Source organism: Acetatifactor aquisgranensis (genome assembly GCF_943193215.1).
Lineage (GTDB): Bacteria > Bacillota > Clostridia > Lachnospirales > Lachnospiraceae > Acetatifactor > Acetatifactor aquisgranensis.
The window spans coordinates 75887-96065 of the sequence record NZ_CALPDH010000008.1; the positions used below are offsets into that span (position 1 = coordinate 75887).

At 53.9% G+C, this 20179-nt stretch carries 21 protein-coding genes; 2 read left to right on the forward strand and 19 right to left on the reverse strand.

Annotated features, from left to right (window positions below; translation table 11 throughout):
* Positions 1–41 precede the first annotated feature (41 nt).
* Positions 42–1232, forward strand: coding sequence for a ribose-phosphate pyrophosphokinase (locus tag NFS35_RS08800; protein WP_251206760.1), 1191 nt, complete (start codon positions 42–44; stop codon positions 1230–1232).
* Positions 1233–1285: 53 nt separating this feature from the next.
* Here NFS35_RS08800 and NFS35_RS08805 read toward each other — a convergent pair whose 3' ends face one another.
* The 14 genes from NFS35_RS08805 to NFS35_RS08870 form a co-directional block, all read right to left on the reverse strand.
* The gene (locus NFS35_RS08805) at positions 1286–1813 is read right to left on the reverse strand and encodes a hypothetical protein (protein WP_251206761.1); all 528 of its coding nucleotides are present in this window, start codon (positions 1811–1813) and stop codon (positions 1286–1288) included.
* A 153-nt stretch (positions 1814–1966) separates the two neighbouring features.
* Positions 1967–4492, reverse strand: coding sequence for a hypothetical protein (locus NFS35_RS08810; protein ID WP_251206762.1), 2526 nt, complete (start codon positions 4490–4492; stop codon positions 1967–1969).
* On the reverse strand, positions 4473–5657 hold the full coding sequence (locus NFS35_RS08815; RefSeq protein WP_251206763.1) for a class I SAM-dependent methyltransferase: 1185 nt from the start codon (positions 5655–5657) through the stop codon (positions 4473–4475). The genes NFS35_RS08810 and NFS35_RS08815 overlap by 20 nt, the downstream gene beginning before the upstream one ends.
* A gap of 74 nt (positions 5658–5731) precedes the next feature.
* Entirely contained in the window at positions 5732–6139 is a 408-nt protein-coding gene (locus NFS35_RS08820) for a hypothetical protein (protein WP_251206764.1), read from the reverse strand.
* Between the two features lie 111 nt (positions 6140–6250).
* Positions 6251–6661 carry an ATP synthase F1 subunit epsilon gene (atpC, locus tag NFS35_RS08825; protein ID WP_251206765.1) on the reverse strand — a complete coding sequence of 137 codons (411 nt, stop codon included), beginning with the start codon at positions 6659–6661 and terminating at the stop codon, positions 6251–6253.
* Positions 6662–6676: 15 nt separating this feature from the next.
* Positions 6677–8068, reverse strand: coding sequence for a F0F1 ATP synthase subunit beta (gene atpD / locus NFS35_RS08830; RefSeq protein WP_251206766.1), 1392 nt, complete (start codon positions 8066–8068; stop codon positions 6677–6679).
* A gap of 67 nt (positions 8069–8135) precedes the next feature.
* Entirely contained in the window at positions 8136–9011 is an 876-nt protein-coding gene (atpG, locus tag NFS35_RS08835; RefSeq protein WP_251206767.1) for an ATP synthase F1 subunit gamma, read from the reverse strand.
* A 16-nt stretch (positions 9012–9027) separates the two neighbouring features.
* Positions 9028–10533, reverse strand: coding sequence for a F0F1 ATP synthase subunit alpha (gene atpA / locus NFS35_RS08840; RefSeq protein WP_251206768.1), 1506 nt, complete (start codon positions 10531–10533; stop codon positions 9028–9030).
* Positions 10534–10561: 28 nt separating this feature from the next.
* Positions 10562–11110 (reverse strand): ATP synthase F1 subunit delta, encoded by a 549-nt coding sequence (atpH, locus tag NFS35_RS08845; RefSeq protein WP_251206769.1) that lies wholly within the window; start codon positions 11108–11110, stop codon positions 10562–10564.
* A complete protein-coding gene (atpF, locus tag NFS35_RS08850; RefSeq protein WP_334303551.1) occupies positions 11098–11613 on the reverse strand; it encodes a F0F1 ATP synthase subunit B in 516 nt (171 codons plus the stop codon). Before atpF ends, atpH begins: the two co-directional genes overlap by 13 nt.
* 156 nt (positions 11614–11769) lie before the next feature.
* On the reverse strand, positions 11770–12024 hold the full coding sequence (gene atpE / locus NFS35_RS08855) for an ATP synthase F0 subunit C (RefSeq protein WP_103239897.1): 255 nt from the start codon (positions 12022–12024) through the stop codon (positions 11770–11772).
* Between the two features lie 63 nt (positions 12025–12087).
* Complete coding sequence (gene atpB / locus NFS35_RS08860) at positions 12088–12828, reverse strand: F0F1 ATP synthase subunit A (RefSeq protein WP_251206771.1); 741 nt, start codon at positions 12826–12828, stop codon at positions 12088–12090.
* 18 nt (positions 12829–12846) lie between these two features.
* The gene (locus tag NFS35_RS08865) at positions 12847–13317 is read right to left on the reverse strand and encodes an ATP synthase subunit I (RefSeq protein ID WP_251206772.1); all 471 of its coding nucleotides are present in this window, start codon (positions 13315–13317) and stop codon (positions 12847–12849) included.
* Positions 13283–13570, reverse strand: a complete 288-nt coding sequence (locus NFS35_RS08870) for an AtpZ/AtpI family protein (protein ID WP_251206773.1) — start codon at positions 13568–13570, stop codon at positions 13283–13285. The genes NFS35_RS08865 and NFS35_RS08870 overlap by 35 nt, the downstream gene beginning before the upstream one ends.
* 286 nt (positions 13571–13856) lie before the next feature.
* On the opposite strand from NFS35_RS08870, the gene NFS35_RS08875 reads away from it, so the two are divergent.
* Positions 13857–14336 (forward strand): DUF402 domain-containing protein, encoded by a 480-nt coding sequence (locus NFS35_RS08875; protein WP_251206774.1) that lies wholly within the window; start codon positions 13857–13859, stop codon positions 14334–14336.
* A 145-nt stretch (positions 14337–14481) separates the two neighbouring features.
* Here the strand turns inward: NFS35_RS08875 and NFS35_RS08880 are convergent, their stop codons facing one another.
* The 5 genes from NFS35_RS08880 to NFS35_RS08900 all read right to left on the reverse strand — a co-directional run bounded on the left by NFS35_RS08880 (position 14482) and on the right by NFS35_RS08900 (position 19906).
* Positions 14482–15651 (reverse strand): cell wall hydrolase, encoded by a 1170-nt coding sequence (locus NFS35_RS08880; protein ID WP_408629631.1) that lies wholly within the window; start codon positions 15649–15651, stop codon positions 14482–14484.
* A 68-nt stretch (positions 15652–15719) separates the two neighbouring features.
* Positions 15720–16349 carry a uracil phosphoribosyltransferase gene (upp, locus tag NFS35_RS08885; RefSeq protein ID WP_251206776.1) on the reverse strand — a complete coding sequence of 210 codons (630 nt, stop codon included), beginning with the start codon at positions 16347–16349 and terminating at the stop codon, positions 15720–15722.
* Between the two features lie 56 nt (positions 16350–16405).
* Positions 16406–16837, reverse strand: a complete 432-nt coding sequence (gene rpiB / locus NFS35_RS08890) for a ribose 5-phosphate isomerase B (protein ID WP_251206777.1) — start codon at positions 16835–16837, stop codon at positions 16406–16408.
* A gap of 95 nt (positions 16838–16932) precedes the next feature.
* The gene (locus NFS35_RS08895; RefSeq protein ID WP_251206778.1) at positions 16933–18018 is read right to left on the reverse strand and encodes an L-threonylcarbamoyladenylate synthase; all 1086 of its coding nucleotides are present in this window, start codon (positions 18016–18018) and stop codon (positions 16933–16935) included.
* Positions 18019–18196: 178 nt separating this feature from the next.
* Positions 18197–19906, reverse strand: coding sequence for an AAA family ATPase (locus NFS35_RS08900; protein WP_251206779.1), 1710 nt, complete (start codon positions 19904–19906; stop codon positions 18197–18199).
* Positions 19907–20179 lie beyond the last annotated feature (273 nt).

A 20179-nucleotide genomic window follows, 5' to 3' on the forward strand; every position in this document is an offset into this window, starting at 1 on the left:
AGGAACCAATAAGCACGCAAAAGAATAGAAAGGGACACATCATGGGCAACCGCGAAGAAAAAAGAAACTTGGAAACCATTCCCGTAGGCTCTCTGGGAATTATCGCGCTGGAGGGCTGCAAGCCTCTCTCCGAACGAATCGACAAATATCTGGTGAAATGGCGGGCGGAACGGGAAAGCGAGCACAAGGACTCGCTGGCTTTCTCCGGTTATCAGAAAGACTCCTACCTGCTGCACACGAAAGTCCCCCGTTTTGGATCCGGGGAGGCAAAGGGAACCATCCAGGAATCCGTCCGGGGCTTCGATCTCTATCTGCTGGTGGATGTCTGCAATTACTCTCTGACTTATAGTCTGTGCGGCCATGAGAACCATATGTCGCCGGACGATCATTATCAGGACCTGAAGCGGATCATTGCCGCTGTGGGCGGAAAGGCCCGCCGCATCACGGTCATCATGCCTTTCCTCTACGAGAGCCGTCAGCATAAGCGCACCAACCGGGAATCCCTGGACTGTGCCCTGGCGCTCCAGGAACTGGTGCAGATGGGCGTGGACAATATCATCACCTTTGACGCCCATGACCCCAGAGTCCAGAATGCCATCCCTCTGCATGGCTTCGAGACGGTTCAGCCCGCCTACCAGTTCATCAAGGGACTGCTGGGCCATGTGGACAATCTGCAGATGGACTCGGACCATATGATGATCATAAGCCCCGATGAGGGCGGCATGTACCGGGCCATCTATATCGCCAATGTGCTGGGGCTGGACATGGGAATGTTCTACAAGAGGCGGGATTACAGCAAGCTCGTCAATGGGCGCAATCCCATCATCGCCCATGAATTCCTGGGCACCAGCGTGGAGGGAAAGGACATGATCATCATCGACGACATGATTTCCTCCGGGGACAGCGTGCTGGAAGTGGCAGCCGAACTGAAGAACCGCAAGGCGAACAAAATCTTCGTCTTTGCCACTTTCGGCCTCTTCACCAATGGACTGGACAAATTCGACATGGCATATGCGGACGGTACCATAGACCGGGTGCTGACCACTAACCTGATCTACCAGACTCCGGAACTGCTGCAGCGGGAATGGTACATCAACTGTGACATGAGCAAATACATCGCCTACATCATCGACACCCTGAATCACGACTCTTCCATCAGCGATCTGCTGAATCCCAATGAGAGGATTCAGAGCATCGTGGCAAGATACAAGAATGGGGATTTGAACTCCTGATTGAGGTTTTATTTGAAAGGCCGCCGGATTCCGGATATCCGGCGGCCCTGTCTTCAGGCGCCGGTAAAGGTATCATAAAGCGTCACGATGTTGCCTTGCGCGTCGTACATGGTAATCGCTCCGCACTCGATGGGGAGCACCACGGCGAAAGGTTCTTCAGCGTTGACCTGAATGGTTTTCTGATCCGCATTGCTGTCCACTACGATTTTACATACCTTGTCCTCATTCAGGGACAGCAGCGCGATTCCTTTGTCTTCAAATACCACGCCTTTCACTCCCTCCTCCATATAGGCATCGGTACCGCCCTGCCTGAAGAAGTAGCCGTATGACAGCCCCTCCTTTGTCAGGTATATGGAATAGGTGTAATTCTCTCTGACATCATCATAGAAAAGCATGGCACAGACATCCTCATTGACATCCTGGGCCATTTCCCAGCTGCCGGCGATATTCTGCCTCTCCCTGGCGTCCTGCTCCAGCCTGTCCCTGGACACGCCGAAAATCCCCGCCTGCCATATAATGAGAAAAGCCAGCAGAATAATCAGCACCAGTCCTATCAATGCCGGTATCTTCTCCACTTTCATGTTCCCTACCTCCTGGTTCTCATGTATTCCTCTATTTTGAAATCATTTCCGAAAATTCCTGATTATGGAAATATTCTAACATATCTTCCCGGATTCGTCCAGCCGTAAAACAGCCCTGACTTCGCGGCGCCGCCTGTTGACAGCGGCAGGCCGTCACTTCCGCAGATAGGTTATGAACTGGTTTCCGCTCTTCCCGAACCATTCTGCAGCCTCGCTGTTCTTCATGGTATATATGCTGCCTGTGGACGGATTCATGATGCCCACCTCTATCTCGTTGAAGCCCACCAGCAGCACGGCTCCCTCATTTTCCGTCAGCGCCAGCACGGGGATGTCCTGATTCACATAGTACAGCACCGCGTCCAGACCGCAGCCGGCGAGGTCCAGAATCACCGTGTCCGACAGACTCTCCTGAAGAATCTCAAGGATGGTTTCTCCCCGCTCCAGATAATATTGGGTGTTCTTGTTGATCCCCTCGTAAGACAGCATCGTATTCAGGCATATGGTCAGCGCGCCATTCTCCGGCGTGGCCTCCGCCTCCTTGATGGCCATAATCTGGTTCTTCGCCGCCCGGTTCCCCCGCCGCCAGATTAGCTGGCCGCCCTCGTCCATCACCATCCCGGAGGCCCCATAGGCAAGGTCCACAGCGCGGCTGGGAGAATAAAAGATGCCGCAGACGCCGTAAGCTCCGTACACATAATACCTCTCCCGCTCTTTCCGCTCCGGCAGGGAAAGTCTCCTGCCTCCCTCGTACATCACTTCCTTGGGGGTCAGAATCATGGCCGACTTGCCCTCCGTGGTTTTCCGCATCTGAATGGCTATATATTGTTTGTACTTTTCCGTCTCCAGGACCGTCACCACATTCTTCCCGGTTTCCTCCTCCATATTGTTCATCACATGATCCTGTTCTATCTCCTGATAATAGCCGGGTTCGGTCTCTCTCACCCGATCCAGTGTAATCTGGTTGGCTTCCACGGTGCATTCCGTGACATAAATCCCTGCCTGTCCATACTCTTTCAGAAGCTCGCCGTCTGAATTGCAGATGCGGATGGTATGCATGGGAAATAGAATCCTGCCGGAATTTTCCTCCGTCACATCTGCCGCATGGGCTATGCCGTAGATGATGTCCTCGTCCATGAAACCCAAGGGTCTGATGACCTCCCCGGAGGGCACCGTAATGCTTTTCCTGGTATCGCTGCCCAGATTCTGGATGTTCAGCGCATCGCTGTGATAGATATCTTCCCCGGAGGGCCACACGATGATTTTGTGGTTCTCCGATACCTGAAGCCCTTCGTCATGGATGGTCTCTATGAGAAGCGAATAGGTTTTCTGGACCAGATCAATCCCATATACCTCCCCGTCCAGCACCAGATACAGTTTCTGCTCACGGTTTAAATACAGAAGCTCTTCCATCTGGGCCGCCAGCACGGAATAGGGCCTGTCATAAGGGATGTAGAGCAGCTCCTCCACCGTGTTCTGCCCGCTGTTGTAGGTGTACAGCTGGATGCCCACCTCTCCTTCATGTCTTCCCCGGTTCATATATCCGTAGACGGCAAACTGTACATTGCCGCCCTCGTCCACATTCAGTATCTTGATATCGTGCTGATCGTACATGGTACGGGCATCCGCGTTCTCCGCGTCATAGAAGCTGAACACCGCTGCCAGCTTATTGGTGGTGATGTTGTAGCAGTAGAGCTGCTTCGCCGTCTCGAATACCACTACATTTCCGTCTTCGCTTTCGAGCATGTCCACATCCGCATCGGTGATGCCAAGCTCAATCCTGCCATCCACGCACAGCCTCTTCCGTTCCGGCATCTGGGTCATGGTGCGCTCGTAAGTCAGAAGATAAATCCTGTCCGCGGTATAGCGGAGGCGGAAATATTCCCTTACCCTGTAATAGGTGCTCTCCCCCTCCTCCGATGTGGCCACCATGTAATCTGTCAGAACAGAGGCTGTCTGCTCAGCAATCTCCGTCAGCCTGTATACGGGCTCTCCTATCTCCACCACACCTAAGTCCCCCCATGTAATCTGGCGGAAACTGCTGTAGATATTCACCTTGTGATAAGATTTGTTGTCCTCCAGCCGGGCATTGGACTCCAGATACTTGGTCAGTTCCCTGGCCGCCTCCTTATCGTACAGGCGCTCATGAAAATCCCGGCAGAAATCCAGCTTTTCCTCCACATGGAAGCTGTCGCTCCATACGACTTTCGTGTAGTAGGAAATCTGCTTTTCTCCGCCCAGAGTGATCAGTATCGTCAAAGAATATTCGGTATCCCGTTCAATCAGATCTTTCAGGGCGATAGTACCGCTGATGCGCCCCTCCGTCTCAAAGTAATCCGTAATCTCGGTATCCTCAATCAGCCTGGTGCCGTCCGAGCTCCTCACCTGAATGGAAATACCTGACACCTCCGCGCCGTAGGTATCCACCACAAAGCCGGTATCCCTGCTCTCCCCCAGCACAGTCACAGCGTCCCGCTGAAAGGCTATGTCCACAGCCCCGCCGTAGCCGTGGAGTTCATTGCATTCCATGCCGTTCATCACCATGGTGACTATGGGGTAGGAGGCAGGCGCCATCTCCATGGTCAGGTTGTCATGCCCTCTGTTCATAAACTGATTCACTATGAACGTTGCCAGCAGAAAGACCAGGCAGCATACGAAAAGCTTAATGATTGTCTTCTTCATATAACAGCTCCTTCAGGGTGGGGTCCACGTGCAGGAATTCCATAATGTGCTCCAGCGCTGCGCTCCCTCCGGCACGCGCGCTCCCGGGGCGTATCCTGCCGGACTTCACGGCCCTGATCATCAGATTCTTCGGCGTGTGTTCCATGTCGATGAACTCCAGAATCTGCGTGTCATAACCCTGCTCCTCCAGCAGGTCCGCCCGCAGGGCGTCCGTAATCAGCGCAGCCATCCGCTCTCTGATCACGCCGTATCTCAGCACAGGCTCAAGCTCCCGGCACTGCATCTGTCCGTTCAGCTCATGCTGGCAGCATGGTACCGCCAGGATTACGGATGCCCCCCATTTCACGGCCTTTTCCAGAGCGTAATCCGTGGCCTTGTCGCAGGCATGGAGCGACACCACCATGTCCACTTTTTCCGCATCCTGGAAAGTGCTGATATCCCCCTGCATGAAAGTCAGTCCGTCGTACCGGAGTTTATGGGCCAGCTCGCCGCAATGGCGGATGACATCCTCTTTTAGGTCCAGCCCTGTCACCCGGATGTCCCTGCCCTGAAGCCGGTTCAGATAGTAGTACATGCCGAAAGTCAGATAGGACTTCCCGCAGCCGAAATCCACGATACGGATGGTACGGTCTGCAGGAAGCTTTTCCAGAATATCCTCTATGAATTCCAGATATCGGTTAATCTGCCGGAATTTGTCGTACTTTGCCTTGACGATGCGCCCCTGGGGCGTCTGCACCCCGAGGCTGACCAGGAAGTCCACCGGCTCTCCCTCCCGCAGGATATATCGTTTTGAGCGGTCATGGGACATATTCGGAAGCCTGTTCGTATTATCGTCTGAATTATTTCTTTTTTTCGTCTTTATTGTCACAGTTCCCTTTTTGCCCACAAGGATATTCGCCTCCATCCCGGCGCAGCTTATCTGGGCCTGCCCGAACAGGCTCTCCATGTATCCGGTCAGGCGCTCTGCCAGCTCCTCTTTCTCCAGATTAGAGTGGAAGACCTGTGTGCCCCTGTAGAGGGTCTCCTGAAAGCTTACTTTCCCTCTGATCAGCACCGGGCGCAGCTTTACCTTTGCGGCCCGGGTCGCGTCCCTTGTATTGCTCAGTGTAATCTGTATGATATTTTGATCCGGCAGCTGCCGGAAGAATTCTCTTAGTTTATCCATGCATGGAATGCCTTTCATCCATTTCCCGTTTTACATCTTATGTCTGTTTCCTATTCTTTTTCAAAACGCCGGGCCTACGGCCACGCCAGGAAGCTCCCTCTGCGGCCCCCATGGCGGCGCTTGTATACTTCATTGCACAAAAGGACCTGTACCATGTCCTCCGCAGGCGCATTTCCTTCCTCATTCTCCAGAATCCTGCACATCGACTTCGCCAATGCCTGCAGGCTGTACCTGTCCGGATATTCGTCATAAATCATGCTGCCCTCATAGTCTGTCCTGTCCAGGATTTCCGCTATCCTCCGCTGACAGCGCCTTACCTCTCCCGGATATATCTGCTGTAAATATTCCAAATCCCGTAATAATCTTTCCTCATTCTCCGCTCCCCGGTAATCGGGGTAGGTCATATAAAAAGGAAGGGGCCCGTTACAGCCCCTTGTCCTGCTTTCCGGAAGCGGCTGTAACAGTTTCGAGTGAAATTCCATATGCGTTCCTCTTAAGGCTTTTTTACAGCATATGCGCCTTTTCCTCTAACTGTTACCAGCGGCTGCCTTTCGCGCCGCCTGCGCTCCGGATTCTTATTATTTTAGGAATGGTCAGCCATTCTTCAATACCTGTATCCGCGCGATGGCCCTCTGCAGCGCCGTCTCGGCCCTGGCCACATCCGTATCGGCAGTCTTGCCCTGTAAGCGCTGCTCTGCCCGCTCCATAGCGGATTTCGCACGGTTTTCGTCAATCTCGCCGGGCCATTCGATGACTTCGGCCAGAATCGTCACACCCTCCGGCAGAATCTCCGCGAACCCCGCATGCAGGGCCGCTTTCTTCTCCTCCTCCGTCTCATGGATGTAAAGGATGCCAGGCTTCACGATCACTGTCATCGGAATATGTCCCGGCAGCACGCCAATCTCTCCCTCTGTCGTGTTGAATTCCACCATATCCGCCCGGTTCTCATAGAAGACCCTGTCAGGCGTGATGATGCGCAGAAGGAAGCCGCTTTTATCTGCCATAGTCACCCTCCATCCTTATGATACTCTCGCCAGCACGTCATCGATGCTGCCCGCGTTCAGGAAATAACTCTCCGGAATATCGTCATGCCTGCCTTCCAGAATCTCCTTGAAGCTGCGGATTGTCTCGTTGATGGGCACATATTTTCCTTCCATGCCGGTGAACTGGCCTGCTACGAAGAAAGGCTGGGACAGGAATCTCTGCACCTTACGCGCCCTGGATACTACTAGCTTGTCTTCCTCCGACAATTCGTCCATACCAAGGATGGCGATGATATCCTGCAGCTCCTTGTAACGCTGGAGTATCTCCTGTACACCGCGGGCCGTCTGATAATGCTCCTCGCCCACGATTCTGGGATCCAGGATACGGGAGGTGGACTCCAGCGGATCCACTGCCGGATAGATGCCCAGCTCCACGATGGAACGGGACAATGTGGTGGTCGCATCCAGATGGGCAAATGTGGTGGCCGGCGCCGGGTCGGTCAGGTCGTCCGCAGGCACATAGACTGCCTGCACGGAAGTAATGGAACCGTTCTTGGTGGAAGTGATCCTCTCCTGCAGGGCGCCCATCTCCGTCTGCAGCGTAGGCTGGTAACCCACTGCTGAAGGCATACGGCCCAGCAGAGCGGAAACCTCGCTGCCCGCCTGTGTGAAACGGAAAATATTGTCGATGAACAGCAGCACGTCCTTGCCGCCCTTGTCACGGAAATACTCCGCCATGGTAAGCCCCGTAAGGCCCACGCGCATTCTGGCTCCGGGGGGCTCGTTCATCTGCCCGAATACCATGGTGGTCTTGTCGATAACGCCCGACTCCATCATCTCATGGTAAAGGTCATTTCCCTCACGGGTACGCTCGCCCACACCGGTGAACACGGAATAGCCGCTGTGCTCCGTAGCGATATTACGGATCAGCTCCTGAATCAGAACCGTCTTGCCCACGCCTGCGCCGCCGAACAGACCGATCTTACCGCCCTTCTGATAAGGGCACAGCAAATCTACGACTTTAATGCCTGTCTCCAGAAGCTCTTTCTCCGTAGCCTGCTCCTCGAACTTCGGCGCAGGCCTGTGAATGGGCTCATAGGAGACTCCTTCCGGAGCCGGCTTGTTGTCAATGGGCTGGCCCAGGACATTGAAGATACGCCCCAGGGTCTTCTCGCCCACCGGAACGGATATAGGGGCACCTGTGGCCACCGCGTCCATTCCTCTCACCAGACCGTCCGTGCTTCCCATGGCGATACACCTTACGGTGTCATCGCCCAGATGCTGGGAAACCTCCACGGTCAGTTCAGCGCCGTCTCTGGTAGGAATGCGAATAGCTTCGTTGATTTCAGGCAGCTTACCCTCATCGAAGCGGATGTCCAGCACCGCGCCGATGACCTGGGTAACCTTGCCTCTGTTTTCTCCTGCCATTTCTACCTCTTTCCCGCCCGCTTGCGCGGGCATAAATCTCATTTCATAGTAAATCTTTCATTCACACTTAGCCCAAAGCTTCGGCACCGGCAATGATTTCTGTCAGTTCCTGTGTGATGGAGCCCTGACGGGCCCTGTTGTATTTCAGCGTCAGATCGCTTATCATTTCCTCAGCATTGCTGGTCGCATTGTCCATGGCCTGCATACGCGCGCCGTTCTCACTGGCCACTGACTCCCGCAGCGCCCCGTAAATCAGGCTGGTGACGTACTTGGGGATGAGCAGGTCCAGCGCCTCGGTATCCTCTGTCTCAAAGTTCATGATTGCGGAAACCTCGCCCGACGGCTCGTTCCGGGCCGTTCCCTCTTCCTCGGAGATGTCCACCGGAAGCAGGCGCAGCAGCGTGGGCACATGGCTCACCGTGTTCTTGAAGCCGGTGTAGGCCAGATAAATCTCGCCGATTTCACCCGCCGCGTAGGAAGCCAGAAGCTTTGCCGACAGCGCGGCGGCGTCCGCGTACACGGGGCTCTCCACGATGTCGTTGTCGCACTCCTTGATTCCGTAGCCATAGCGCGCAAAAGTCTCCCGGCCCTTATTTCCCAGGCAGTAGATGTCCAGCTCCTCTTTCTTCCACTGGGGATGTCTGGTCACCAGCTTCGTCACATTGGAGTTGTAGCCGCCTGCCAGTCCGCGGTTGGACGTAATTACGACTACCGCTTTCCTCTGGGATTCCCCGGGCGTCAGATAGGGATGATCTATATGTCCTACGCGCTGCAGGATATTGTTCACCGTGTCGTACATGCAGGTAAAATACCCTTTTGAGCGCTCCGCGCTGGCTCTGGCGCGCTGCAGTTTCACAGTGGATACCAGCTTCATGGCTTTGGTAATCTGCTGCGTCCCCTGGATACTGCTTTTGCGACGCTTTATATCACGCATTGATGCCATAATCTATATCCTCTTTCTACTTAAACTGCGCCTTAAACTCCTCAATCGCTTTCTTCAGGGTGGCTTCCGTCTCATCGGATATCACCTTTTCGGATGCAATGTTTCCGGGAACTTCAGGATACTTGGTGTCCAAAAATTCAAAGAATTCCTTCTCGAATCTGGTGATGTCTTCCGTGGGCACATCCAGCAGGTACCTGCGGGTCGCCGCATAGATGATGATGACCTGGTACTGGACAGGCATGGGATCGTACTGGGGCTGCTTGAGCACCTCTCTGATGCGCTCGCCCTGTGCCAGAGTCTCCTTGGTATTGTCATCCAGCTCGGAGCCGAACTGGGCAAAGCTTGCCAGCTCTCTGTACTGGGCCAGCTCCGTACGGATGGGCGCCGCGATTTTCTTCATGGCCTTGATCTGGGCAGCGCCGCCTACACGGGATACGGAAAGGCCCGCATTGATGGCAGGGCGGAAGCCCGAGTTGAACATCTCCGTCTCCAGATAAATCTGGCCGTCGGTAATGGAGATGACATTGGTAGGAATGTATGCGGACACGTCTCCTGCCTGGGTCTCGATGATGGGCAGCGCCGTAAGGGATCCTCCGCCGTACTCCTCATTCATCCTGGCCGCGCGCTCCAGCAGTCTGGAATGCAGATAGAATACGTCGCCGGGATAAGCCTCACGCCCGGGCGGACGACGGAGCAGCAAGGAGAGTGTACGGTATGCCGTCGCATGCTTGCTCAGGTCATCGTACACCACCAGAACATCCCCTCCGTTCTCCATCCACTCCTCGCCGATAGCACAGCCTGAGTAGGGAGCGATGTACTGCAGGGGCGCAAGGTCACTGGCCGTGGACACTACCACAGTCGTGTATGCCATTGCCCCGTATTCTTCCAGGGTCTTCACAATATTGGCAATCGTGGAAGCCTTCTGGCCGATTGCAACATAGATACATTTTACGTTCTGGCCTTTCTGGTTGATGATGGTATCAATCGCGATGGCCGTCTTACCTGTCTGACGGTCACCGATAATCAGCTCGCGCTGGCCTCTTCCGATAGGAATCATGGCGTCGATTGCCTTGATACCTGTCTGGAGAGGGGTATCTACGCTCTTTCTTGTGATGACGCCGCTGGCCACACGCTCAATCTTACGATATTTATTCGTCTGAACGGGTCCCTTGCCGTCAATGGGCTGTCCCAGCGCATTGACCACGCGCCCCACCAGCGCATCCCCTACCGGAACTTCAACCACGCGTCCGGTCGTCTTGACAGTGTCGCCTTCATTAATGTTCTTCGCACTGCCCAAAAGCACTACGCCCACGTTATCTTCTTCCAGATTCAGCACCATGCCGTAGACTTCTCCGGGAAATTCCAGCAGTTCACCCTGCATGGCGTTTTCCAGTCCATGGACACGGGCGATGCCGTCCGCCACCTGGATGACCGTACCTACATCGGACACATCCAGCGTAGAGGCATACCTCTTAATCTGATCCTTGATAACTGAACTTATTTCTTCCGGTCTTAAATTCATGGATCTGTCGCACCTTTCTTCCAGCCGGTCATCCCAACTGAATTTGTAATAATTGTTTTTTCAAACCATCCAACTTCGTGCGGACACTGCTGTCCACCACTCTGTCATTGATACGGATAATCATTCCGCCAATGATAGAGGCATCCACCTCATAATGCATCTCCATCTTCTCATAGCCGCTGGTCTCCAGGAGCTTTTCTTTCACCGCGTCCCTCTGGCCCGCGTCCAGCTCTACGGCAGTGGTCACATAGGCCATGCCGATCCTCTGCTCCTCTTTCACCCTGTTGACGAAATAGGTAAAGATGGCCCCCAGCTCCCGGTAGCGTTCCTTGGAGACCACCACCTCCAAAAGGCCTGTCAGCTCGTCGCTGATCCGCCCCTTGAAGACGCTCTCCACCACCTGGAGCTTCTCCTGTTTCGGAACTCCGGGATGCCCCATCAGCTCGTCGAACTCAGGATTAGATGCCAGTATCTCTTCCACACAGCGGATTTCCTCCATCAGTTCTGAAGTCTTGCCCGCCTCCACGGCTACTTCGTACAAGGCTTCACCGTATGTCTTGGATACTAATTTAGCCATGTCTTATCACCCATTTCCTTCAAGGTCTCGTCTATCAGCTGATTCTGCATGGCGGTATCCACGGATGCCGACACAATCTTGCCTGCCATCAGGGACGCGATTACGATGATCTCCCGCTTCACGTCATCGGACATCTTCTGCTTTTCAAGTTCCGCTTCCACCCGGGCCCTGTCCAGGATACGGGCCGCCTCTTCCTTCGCCTCGGCCACAATCGCGTTCTCATTGGCCAGCGCCCTCTTGCGCGCCTCGCTTAAGATGCCCTCGGCTTCCTTATCGATTTCCTTCAGCTTCGTCTCATATTCCTGCTTCAGGCTCTGCGCGTTCTCCAGGGAAGTCTTTGCGGTATCCAGCTCGTTCTGAATCTTCTCCTTACGGCTGTTCAGCATCTTCCGCGCAGGGTTGAACAGGAAATAGCTCAAAATCAGGAACAGGAAAAAGATGGCAATAATCATCAGACTGGAATCAGCCAACAGCTGCCAGTCCAGATCGAACAATCTCGACATGGACTCACCCTCTGTTAAAAGTATCATTTTTGCCTCCTTTCTGCCTCTTTATTTATGATATTTCCGGGAAGAACGCTGCACCTGCGTTCTTCCGTGCGGAATTTAGAATTTCCCAGGCGGCGTCCTTCAGACGCCTTAGAAATTCTTCCCGCACTATCAGGGCAGAAGAGGTTTCACGAACATCAGCAGAATTGCCACCAGCAAGCCGTACAGACCTGTGGTCTCAGCCACTGCCTGACCAAGAAGCATGGTCTGCATGACCTTGGGCTGTGCGCCGGGGTTGCGTCCCACTGCCGCCGCGGCGTGTCCTGCCGCGATACCCTGTCCGACACCAGGTCCGATACCGGCGATAACTGCCAGACCTGCGCCAATTGCGGAACATCCTAAGATAAAGTTTTCATTGAAATCCATTCTTTTTTCCTCCTAAATAAAAATATGAATAAATCATAATACCAGCAAAATACTTCTCATCTGTTAACGTCTGGTTCCATCACCAATCTCATTTGAAATGTATGTCATGGTCAGCATGCAGAACACGTAAGTCTGGATTGCCCCTGAGAACAAATCAAAGTACACATGAAGCGCTGCGGGCCAAGCTGTGGCGAACCATCCGAGCAGTCCGTACAGCAGCGCCATCATGGCCGTTCCCGAAAGGACGTTCGCGAACAGACGCAATGACAGCGAAATCGGCACCGCGATCGCGCTGATCACATTGATGGGCAGCCATATCGGCAGCCAGGGCGGCAACGGAGAACAGAGATCCGTCCAAATCGTCAGGGGTTTCTGATATTTCCATTTGTTGTAATGAATCAATGAAAACGTCAGAATCGCAAGGGGCAGCGTCACGCCGTAATCCGCCGTGGGAGGCCGCAGGCCCAGCAGACCAGATATGTTGCTGACCAGGATAAAGATAAAAATGGTTCCGATGTAATTGTAATACTTCGGAGCAGCCTGGCCCATAGAGCCGCCTACCATGCCATCCAGCTTCTCGACAATCATTTCCACCACATTTTGAAAGCTGCCCGGCACCTGCGTGGCTTTCGCCATGCACCGGTTCGCGGCAATGGCAAAGGCTATCAGCAGAAGCATCACAATCAGGATGCATATGTGCGATGTGGTAATCCATACCGGATGCCCGAAAAAGGAATACTGAAACACCCCATGGATATTAAAATCCACCTCTGCCCCGCCGGACAGCAAAATTCCATATCCCATACTCTCACCTCTCTTTCCTTAATATTTTGAAGCCGGGATTTCTCCCTCCTGCGCCTCAGGCTCCTCCGGCAAAGGATCCAGATCCTCCTCATGGAACAGCCTGTTGCACAATTTATGAGTAATCGGCTGAAGATAAGCCGTTACTTTCAGACTCATATAGCCCAGGAAAAAGACCAGCGGGTTCATCACCTCTGTCACAGAGATGATCACCAGCACCACGGCCAGCAGAAAATAGCGGAACAGATATCCTCTCGTGACCATCCCCGATGCTTCACTGCCGCACAGCAAGGCCCTGTCCAGGGTACGGCACATATGGATGCTGCCCGCAAAGGCAAACGCCACGCCGAACCAGAGGCCAAGCGCGTAAGTCCCCTGCTCTTTTACCAGGAAAGCTCCCACAATCTGGCACACCAGTCCAAAGAAAACCATGCCCATATGCATTTCCAAAAGCGTCCTATTCATCCTTTTCGCCGCTTCGATCATCTTCATCGGAAACTCCCTGTCCTCTGTCCGGCTCTTCCCCGCCGCACATGCGCCTGGCCATGCGGTACACATTCTGCCCTCCGGCCACAGCGCCAATCACAAAAAAAAGAATCGTAATCCAAGAGGTACCCACCTTGCTGTCAAGCCAGATTCCCACCGCGCACATCATTGCTATGGGCACTATCATGTTCAGGCTAAACTGTGTAATCATCGCAAGAGACTGGTACACGATTCTTTCATCATCTTTGCGCCGTTTCATACAAACACCACCGAATCTGCCGCTTCCGCAGCACCTAAGACCCTTTCCGCCCACATATGATTATACTCATTTTTGCCAAAAATGTCTAGGGCAATTACAGGATTTGTCATATTTTCATTTATAAACAGTTATAAACAGTTACCTTTCACTATATTCATGGCAACAATAGCCCACATGCAGACTATACCTGTAAATTTCTGTAGAAATTTCATAAAAAGAAATTCCTATGCATTGACTATCTTTCACCGCCGCTGTATCATTAAAAAAACATAAAAAGGAGCCTGCCATGAACATATCCAAGATATACCGCAAGCGAATCATCCCCGAAGACCTCATCCTGCTGAAAGATGATATCATCGTAGCCCAGGACGAGGAGACTCTCATCACCAAATGGAACACCCTGAACCCCAAAACCGCCTTTTCCCACGGCTGTTCCTGCTTCTTCCTGAAAGAGGGCATCAAGGTGAGCAAGGTATACCGCAGCGACGGCTCCCTGCTCCGCTGGTACTGCGATATCGCAGACTTTTCCATCTGCCCGGAGGAGGAGAGCATGACTTACACGGATCTGCTGGCGGATGTCATCATCGATCCGGAAGGGACGGTGAAAGTGGTGGACCTGGACGAGCTGGCCGATGCCATGGACCATGACTGGATCACAAAAGAGCAGGCGGTTCGCTGCCTGCGCAATCTGAATCGTCTGCTCTCTTTGATTTACCGGGATAAATTCGACAGGCTCCAGGCCAGGCTGGACAGCCTGGGACTGTAAAAGTGTGAGAAGAAGTTCTAAGTCTGCAAAGTACGCAGACTAAGAACTTCTAGGCTCATAGGCGAACAAGTTCGCTGATGAGCCATCTCACACGGAAGAATGCCCATAGTGCGGGCATTCTTCCAGACTCGCACCGGTTCCGTGCTCAGTAGAACACATGGCCGCCGATGTTGATGCCGCTCAGGCCCTCGATGGGCGTCCTGAAGTACACGCAGCTGCCCACGTTCGTCACGCCCGACATGGCCGCGTCCGCCGCCCTGTAACAGTTGTCGGTGGCCATGTTGGTGGCAAGGGCAAGATCCAGGCGCCCGCTGGCAACGGGGGAGAACTGGCCGCTCTGATAGATGACGCCCACCACCGTATCCGGATACTGGGAACTGAGCACCCTGTTGATGACCACGCTGCCCACCGCCACCTGTCCGTCGTAGGGCTCTCCGCCCGCCTCGCAGTAGATCAGGTTCGCCAGAAGCTTTCTGTCCCCTTCGGAGAAGACAACCTCCGAAATATCCCGCCAGACGCCGTTCGCCGCCGCCTGGGACATGGCGATTTCCTCTGCCAGTTTCTGTCTCAGATAATCCAGATTCTCTTCCCTTTTCTTGATTTCCGCCTCATAGGCCAGGGCCTTGCGCTCCGCATCGGATATCTGATTGGCGTACTGGTTGATGGAACTGGACGCCTGATCGATCAGGCCCGAGACCTTGTCCTTCTCAGCCCGGGCCTGGCCCGCCAGATCCTCCAGCTCGGCTTTTTCCGCCTCGAGCCTGGCCTCCTGTTCCTCGATCAGAATCCTGTTGTTCTTGTAGGTCTCCAGCATCCTGTCATCGTAGGCCGCCACCTTTTCCATCTGATCCGCCAGATTCAACAGCTCTGCCAGGCTGCCCGCAGACAGCAGCGTGGTCAGATAGTTGTCCTCCTGCCGCTCATACATGCAGCGCACCATGGCCTCCATGCTCGCCTGCTGCCACTCCTCTGTGGCCTTTGCCTCCTCCAGCGCTTCCAAAGTCTCCTCGATTTCCTGCTCTTTCTCCTGAATCCGCCTCTCCAGCTCCTCCAGATTCGCCACCACGGCGTTCATCTGGGAATTCAAGTAAGACAGTTCCTTTTCCAAGCTGTCCCGCTTGTCCTCCAGGCTGTCCAGATTCTCCTGCGTCTTATCCAATTCGTTTTGAAGAGTATCCTTCTCCCGCTCTGTCCGGTCGATTTCCTCTTTTGTCTTGGAAGTAGCCGAAACTGTCGGCATGTCAGAAACGGGTTCAAATGTAGCCATCAAAAGAACCACTGCCAGAATGAACGCTGTCCTCTTCCAAATCTTCAAAACATACACCGCCTTTCACAGCGCCAAGCCCTATTGTATTACACTTTGTCTCTCAGTGACTGTTCTCGTCATTTCGTGCCGAAGATACGGTCCCCGGCATCGCCCAGACCGGGGACGATATAGCCGTGGTCATTGAGTCTCTCATCCAGAGCGCCCACATATATATCCACATCCGGATGGGCCTCTTTCATGGCCTCGATTCCCTCCGGCGCCGCGATGATGCACATAAAGTGGATATTCCTGCAGCCTTTCTCCTTCAGCATCCGGATAGCCGCCACGGAGGAGCCTCCTGTGGCCAGCATGGGATCCACCACGAATACCTCCCTCTCAGCGCAGTCCGCCGGAAGCTTGCAGTAATATTCCACAGGCTTCAGGGTCTCCGGATCCCGGTAAAGGCCGATATGCCCCACTTTCGCGGCGGGAATCAGAGTCAGCATCCCGTCCACCATGCCTAATCCCGCGCGGAGGATGGGGACGATGGCCATCTTCTTGCCGCTCAGTTCCTTGACTGTGGTGGTACAGATGGGTGTCTCGATCTCCACGTCTGCCAGCTTCAGCTCCCTGGTGGCCTCATAGCAGATCAGCATGGCGATTTCGCTTATTGTCTGCCGAAAGTCCTTGGTGCCGGTGTCCTTCTTGCGGATAAGTCCGATTTTGTGCTGAATCAACGGATGATCCATGATGAATACGTTTGCCATTCTGTTCTCCTCCTGTAGTAGCGGCGCAACCGCCTTTCTGCTCTGGTTTTGTATCTCTATATTTCTTCGATTCGGTCAATCCTCCGCTGATGGCGGGCTTCGCCGGAAAACGGGGTGTTCAGAAAGACATCCACGATTTCCATGGCCAGGTTCTCACCCAGGATTCCGCCTCCCATGGCCAGCACATTGGCATCATTGTGCAGCCTGGTCAGCCTTGCGGTCAGACCGTCCGCGCACAGGGCGCAGCGGACGCCGGGATGCTTGTTGGCAGCCATGCTGATGCCGATGCCGGTGGTGCAGATGACGATGCCTTTCTCGCACCGTCCCTCGGCCACTGCCTTTGCTACCGCATGGCCGTATACGGGATAGTCACAGCTCTCCGGGCTGTGGCATCCCATGTCCTCGCAGGGGATATGCACTTCCTCCAGATGCCGGATTACTCTCTGCTTCAGCGCATAGCCGCCATGGTCGCTTCCAATCGCTATCATATCGATGTCTCCCTCCTCTTGTCATTTTGTCATTTTACCGTTCTGTCGTCACTTTTATTATGATGATTCGTTCTTGATGATTCCTTTGCAATGATTCATGTACCGTTTTCATCAGCGGACAGCCTGACAATCCTGTGCCCCGCCGCTTTCAGCAGACGGTTCATGATGGCCTGTCCCAGACCTTTGGACGAAAAGCTCTCGGAGTAGATGCTCTCGACTTTCTCCCCGTCAAGCTCCCGGAGGACGGAGAACAGGTTCCTGGCGATGTCCTCTTCCGCTTCGCGGTTCCCTATACATTTTACCACATCTGCCTGGTATTGTTCAAGTACTTCTGTGGTGCCGATGACGCCTGTTTTCTCCCCTTTTCCGCGGTCTTCCTCCGCGTGGCGGTTGATGTAGGCGATTACCTGCTCCGGCGGCCCCTCCACGATCGTCAGGCGGCCCCGGGGCGCGTAGTGGCGGTACTTCATGCCGGGCGCTTTGGGGGCCTGCCCGCTGTCCGGCTTTATAATTGTGACATCTATGTCAGTTTTCTCCAGAGTGCCGTCCAGCATTTCCCGGGTGACGTATCCCGGGCGCAGGATGCGGGGTGTCTCTTCTGTCAGGTCGACGATGGTGGATTCCAGGCCAATCCCCACTTCCCCGCCGTCGATGATCATGTCGATCCGGCCGTCCATGTCCTCGGCCACATACCGGGCCAGGGTGGGGCTGGGGCGGCCGGAGGCGTTGGCGCTGGGGGCGGCGATGTAGCCCCCGCTGTACTCTATCAGCTTCCTCGCCACGGGGTGGGAGGGAAAGCGCACCGCCACGGTGTCCAGCCCGCCCGTGGTCTCCCGGGGGACTGCCCGGGACTTGGGCAGTATCATGGTCAGGGGGCCGGGCCAGAATGTGTCCGCTATCTTCACTGCCGTCTCCGGCAATTCCCTTACGATTTTGCGTATATCTTCAAAACTGCTGATGTGGACGATGAGGGGATTGTCCGAGGGCCTGCCCTTGGCGGCGTAGATTTTCCGGGAAGAGTCCGGATTCAGGGCATCTCCGCCCAGACCGTATACGGTCTCCGTGGGGAATGCCACCAGGCCGCCTTTTTTGATGATTTCCGCGGCCTGGCGCAAATATGCCTCATCTTCGCATGTGAAAGCCCCGCCATCTATCCCTATTTGAACGAGCTTCGTCTCCATTGGTTCCTGCCTCCCCTAACTGTGCATATATCCTCTCGGCATCTCCGGACCACATATCACGCTGCTTTCCGGAGCTCCTTTGGACCGCTTCCCCCCGCTTTCTCCGGATGCCTTTCCGCCTCAATGCCTGCTTCTGCTTCCTGAGATTCCGAGAGCCTATTATGTGTGCTGCCCCTTTTCATACTTCCCTTTCCCCACAACCAATCAGGCATTTCTTTCCCTCAAAGGCAAAGCCGTATTTCCTGATATTCTCCGCAGGGATGCCGGATGCCAGCAACTCTGCTTCATATTGCTTTTCCTCTATCTGAGCAAGGGCCCTGGTCACCGTGTCCTCCAGCGTCCGCTCCCCCTCGTCCCTGTCCAGAACCTTGAATTCGAACAGGAACGCCTTTTCTCCTTTGGCAAAAGGCTCTATTATGACATCGTATCTGCCGTATCCGCTCTCGCGGTTGGACTTTACTTTATAGTTGTCCGCCAGGTCTACCACCAGGCCAAGCACGAAGCCATGGTAGAATCGTTCCGGCTCAGCCTCCTCTGACGGCTTCTTCCCGCTGTCAAAAGAGCTGAAAGTGTTCAGTGCCACTTTGTTCATAAAAGTGTTCATCCGCTTCACATCGTCCCGCAGCAGGGCTTTGATGAACTCATTGTACTCTGCCGCCGTGCTCTCGAACCATCCCTGCACCATTCTGGCGAACATGCTCTCGATCTCCATATTCGTCAGCCGTAAGGTGTAGTATTTCTTTAAAAGCCGTCCGCGCCTCCCTACATTTTCCACCCGCAGATATCCCGTGGCAAGGAGCAGGCTCCAGACAGCATTCTCATTTTGGGCGAGCTGATTGAAGACAATCTGTTCGTCAATCTCTGTTTCAAAGCTTCCCCCCTGCAGCAGCAGTTCCATGGTCTTCTTCATGTCTGCCGACCCTTGCTTTATCAGGGAATTCACTAGCCCATTTCCGCTGCTGTCTGCCCAGTAGGCGCTGTATTCTCCATTTTGCTTCATAAAATTGATAATGGACCAGGGATTGTAAATATCCCTGACGTTTCCGAAAGTAAAGCCGTCATACCATTCCTTTACCCCCTGCTTCTCTGTCCCCAGCCCCACACTGTCCAGTGCCCGGAAGACCTCTTCTTCGGTAAAGCCAAACTGCGTTGCGTAAGCTTCAGAAGTAGTAGTCACCACCGCCAGGTTATTCAAATCCGAGAAAATGGATTCCTTTGAAATCCGCGTGATTCCGGTAATCAATCCCCGCAGCAGATAAGGGTTGGTCTTGAACGTGGCGTTAAAGAAGCTCCTGAAAAAGCTCACGGCCTCATCCCAGTAGCCGGACAGCCAGGCCTCCTGCATAGGGGTGTCGTACTCGTCAAGGAGGATGATGACTTTTCTGCCATAATAGCGGCTTAAGTAAAATGACAGGTTATTGACCGCATCCACTGCCACTTTTCTGTCCATGCCCGGCTTTACGCTGTTGAAGTATTCCTTTTCGTTTTCGTTTAAATAGTCTCCTTCCAGTAAAAAGAAGTTCTTCTGGTAAGCCTGGAACAGGATGGTCGATATGGCATATTCCATATCCTCATAGTCCGTCGCCTTGATCTTCGCAAGGCTGAGAAAGATCACGGGCCAGGTTCCCTGCAGTTCCCGGAAGCGCTCTTCTTTCCATATGGAAAGCCCCTCAAAGAGATCCGCCCTGTCGGCATACTGGTTCGAGAAAAAGCATTCCGTCATGCTCAGGTTCAAAGTCTTGCCAAAACGGCGGGGGCGGGTGATCAGCGTCACGCTGTCCTCATTGTCCCACCACTGTCTGATGAAGTCCGTCTTGTCCACATAGAAAATATTCCTGGTCCGGACCGTTTCAAAGCTCTGCAGGCCGATTGCCACTTTTCCTGTCATATCTCTCCTCCTCAATCCCCGCGGTTTTGATTTCTTTGCGCAAGACACTTCTGCCATATCACAGGACAAGTATATATTATATCGGCGTGCGCCCTATTGTCAACAATCATGCGCAATCTTACTGCATGAAAGCCCCGGTGATGCAACTGCTCCAATTGCTTTAAGGCTGTCTGCAAAGGCACAACTCCGCTGCCACAGGGCATAAAAATCCAAAAACAGATTGACTCTGCCGTTAGGGAAGCGTTTATACTATAGGAAAACCATTACATGGAG

What these genes read in the sequence shown, in the direction of transcription:
- NFS35_RS08800 (WP_251206760.1), top strand. Translation starts at nt 42, where the DNA reads ATGGGCAACCGCGAAGAAAAAAGAAACTTGGAAACCATTCCCGTAGGC.
- NFS35_RS08805 (WP_251206761.1), bottom strand. Translation starts at nt 1,813, where the DNA reads ATGAAAGTGGAGAAGATACCGGCATTGATAGGACTGGTGCTGATTATT.
- NFS35_RS08810 (WP_251206762.1), bottom strand. Translation starts at nt 4,492, where the DNA reads ATGAAGAAGACAATCATTAAGCTTTTCGTATGCTGCCTGGTCTTTCTG.
- NFS35_RS08815 (WP_251206763.1), bottom strand. Translation starts at nt 5,657, where the DNA reads ATGGATAAACTAAGAGAATTCTTCCGGCAGCTGCCGGATCAAAATATC.
- NFS35_RS08820 (WP_251206764.1), bottom strand. Translation starts at nt 6,139, where the DNA reads ATGGAATTTCACTCGAAACTGTTACAGCCGCTTCCGGAAAGCAGGACA.
- atpC (WP_251206765.1), bottom strand. Translation starts at nt 6,661, where the DNA reads ATGGCAGATAAAAGCGGCTTCCTTCTGCGCATCATCACGCCTGACAGG.
- atpD (WP_251206766.1), bottom strand. Translation starts at nt 8,068, where the DNA reads ATGGCAGGAGAAAACAGAGGCAAGGTTACCCAGGTCATCGGCGCGGTG.
- atpG (WP_251206767.1), bottom strand. Translation starts at nt 9,011, where the DNA reads ATGGCATCAATGCGTGATATAAAGCGTCGCAAAAGCAGTATCCAGGGG.
- atpA (WP_251206768.1), bottom strand. Translation starts at nt 10,533, where the DNA reads ATGAATTTAAGACCGGAAGAAATAAGTTCAGTTATCAAGGATCAGATT.
- atpH (WP_251206769.1), bottom strand. Translation starts at nt 11,110, where the DNA reads ATGGCTAAATTAGTATCCAAGACATACGGTGAAGCCTTGTACGAAGTA.
- atpF (WP_334303551.1), bottom strand. Translation starts at nt 11,613, where the DNA reads ATGTCGAGATTGTTCGATCTGGACTGGCAGCTGTTGGCTGATTCCAGT.
- atpE (WP_103239897.1), bottom strand. Translation starts at nt 12,024, where the DNA reads ATGGATTTCAATGAAAACTTTATCTTAGGATGTTCCGCAATTGGCGCA.
- atpB (WP_251206771.1), bottom strand. Translation starts at nt 12,828, where the DNA reads ATGGGATATGGAATTTTGCTGTCCGGCGGGGCAGAGGTGGATTTTAAT.
- NFS35_RS08865 (WP_251206772.1), bottom strand. Translation starts at nt 13,317, where the DNA reads ATGAAGATGATCGAAGCGGCGAAAAGGATGAATAGGACGCTTTTGGAA.
- NFS35_RS08870 (WP_251206773.1), bottom strand. Translation starts at nt 13,570, where the DNA reads ATGAAACGGCGCAAAGATGATGAAAGAATCGTGTACCAGTCTCTTGCG.
- NFS35_RS08875 (WP_251206774.1), top strand. Translation starts at nt 13,857, where the DNA reads ATGAACATATCCAAGATATACCGCAAGCGAATCATCCCCGAAGACCTC.
- upp (WP_251206776.1), bottom strand. Translation starts at nt 16,349, where the DNA reads ATGGCAAACGTATTCATCATGGATCATCCGTTGATTCAGCACAAAATC.
- rpiB (WP_251206777.1), bottom strand. Translation starts at nt 16,837, where the DNA reads ATGATAGCGATTGGAAGCGACCATGGCGGCTATGCGCTGAAGCAGAGA.
- NFS35_RS08895 (WP_251206778.1), bottom strand. Translation starts at nt 18,018, where the DNA reads ATGGAGACGAAGCTCGTTCAAATAGGGATAGATGGCGGGGCTTTCACA.
- NFS35_RS08900 (WP_251206779.1), bottom strand. Translation starts at nt 19,906, where the DNA reads ATGACAGGAAAAGTGGCAATCGGCCTGCAGAGCTTTGAAACGGTCCGG.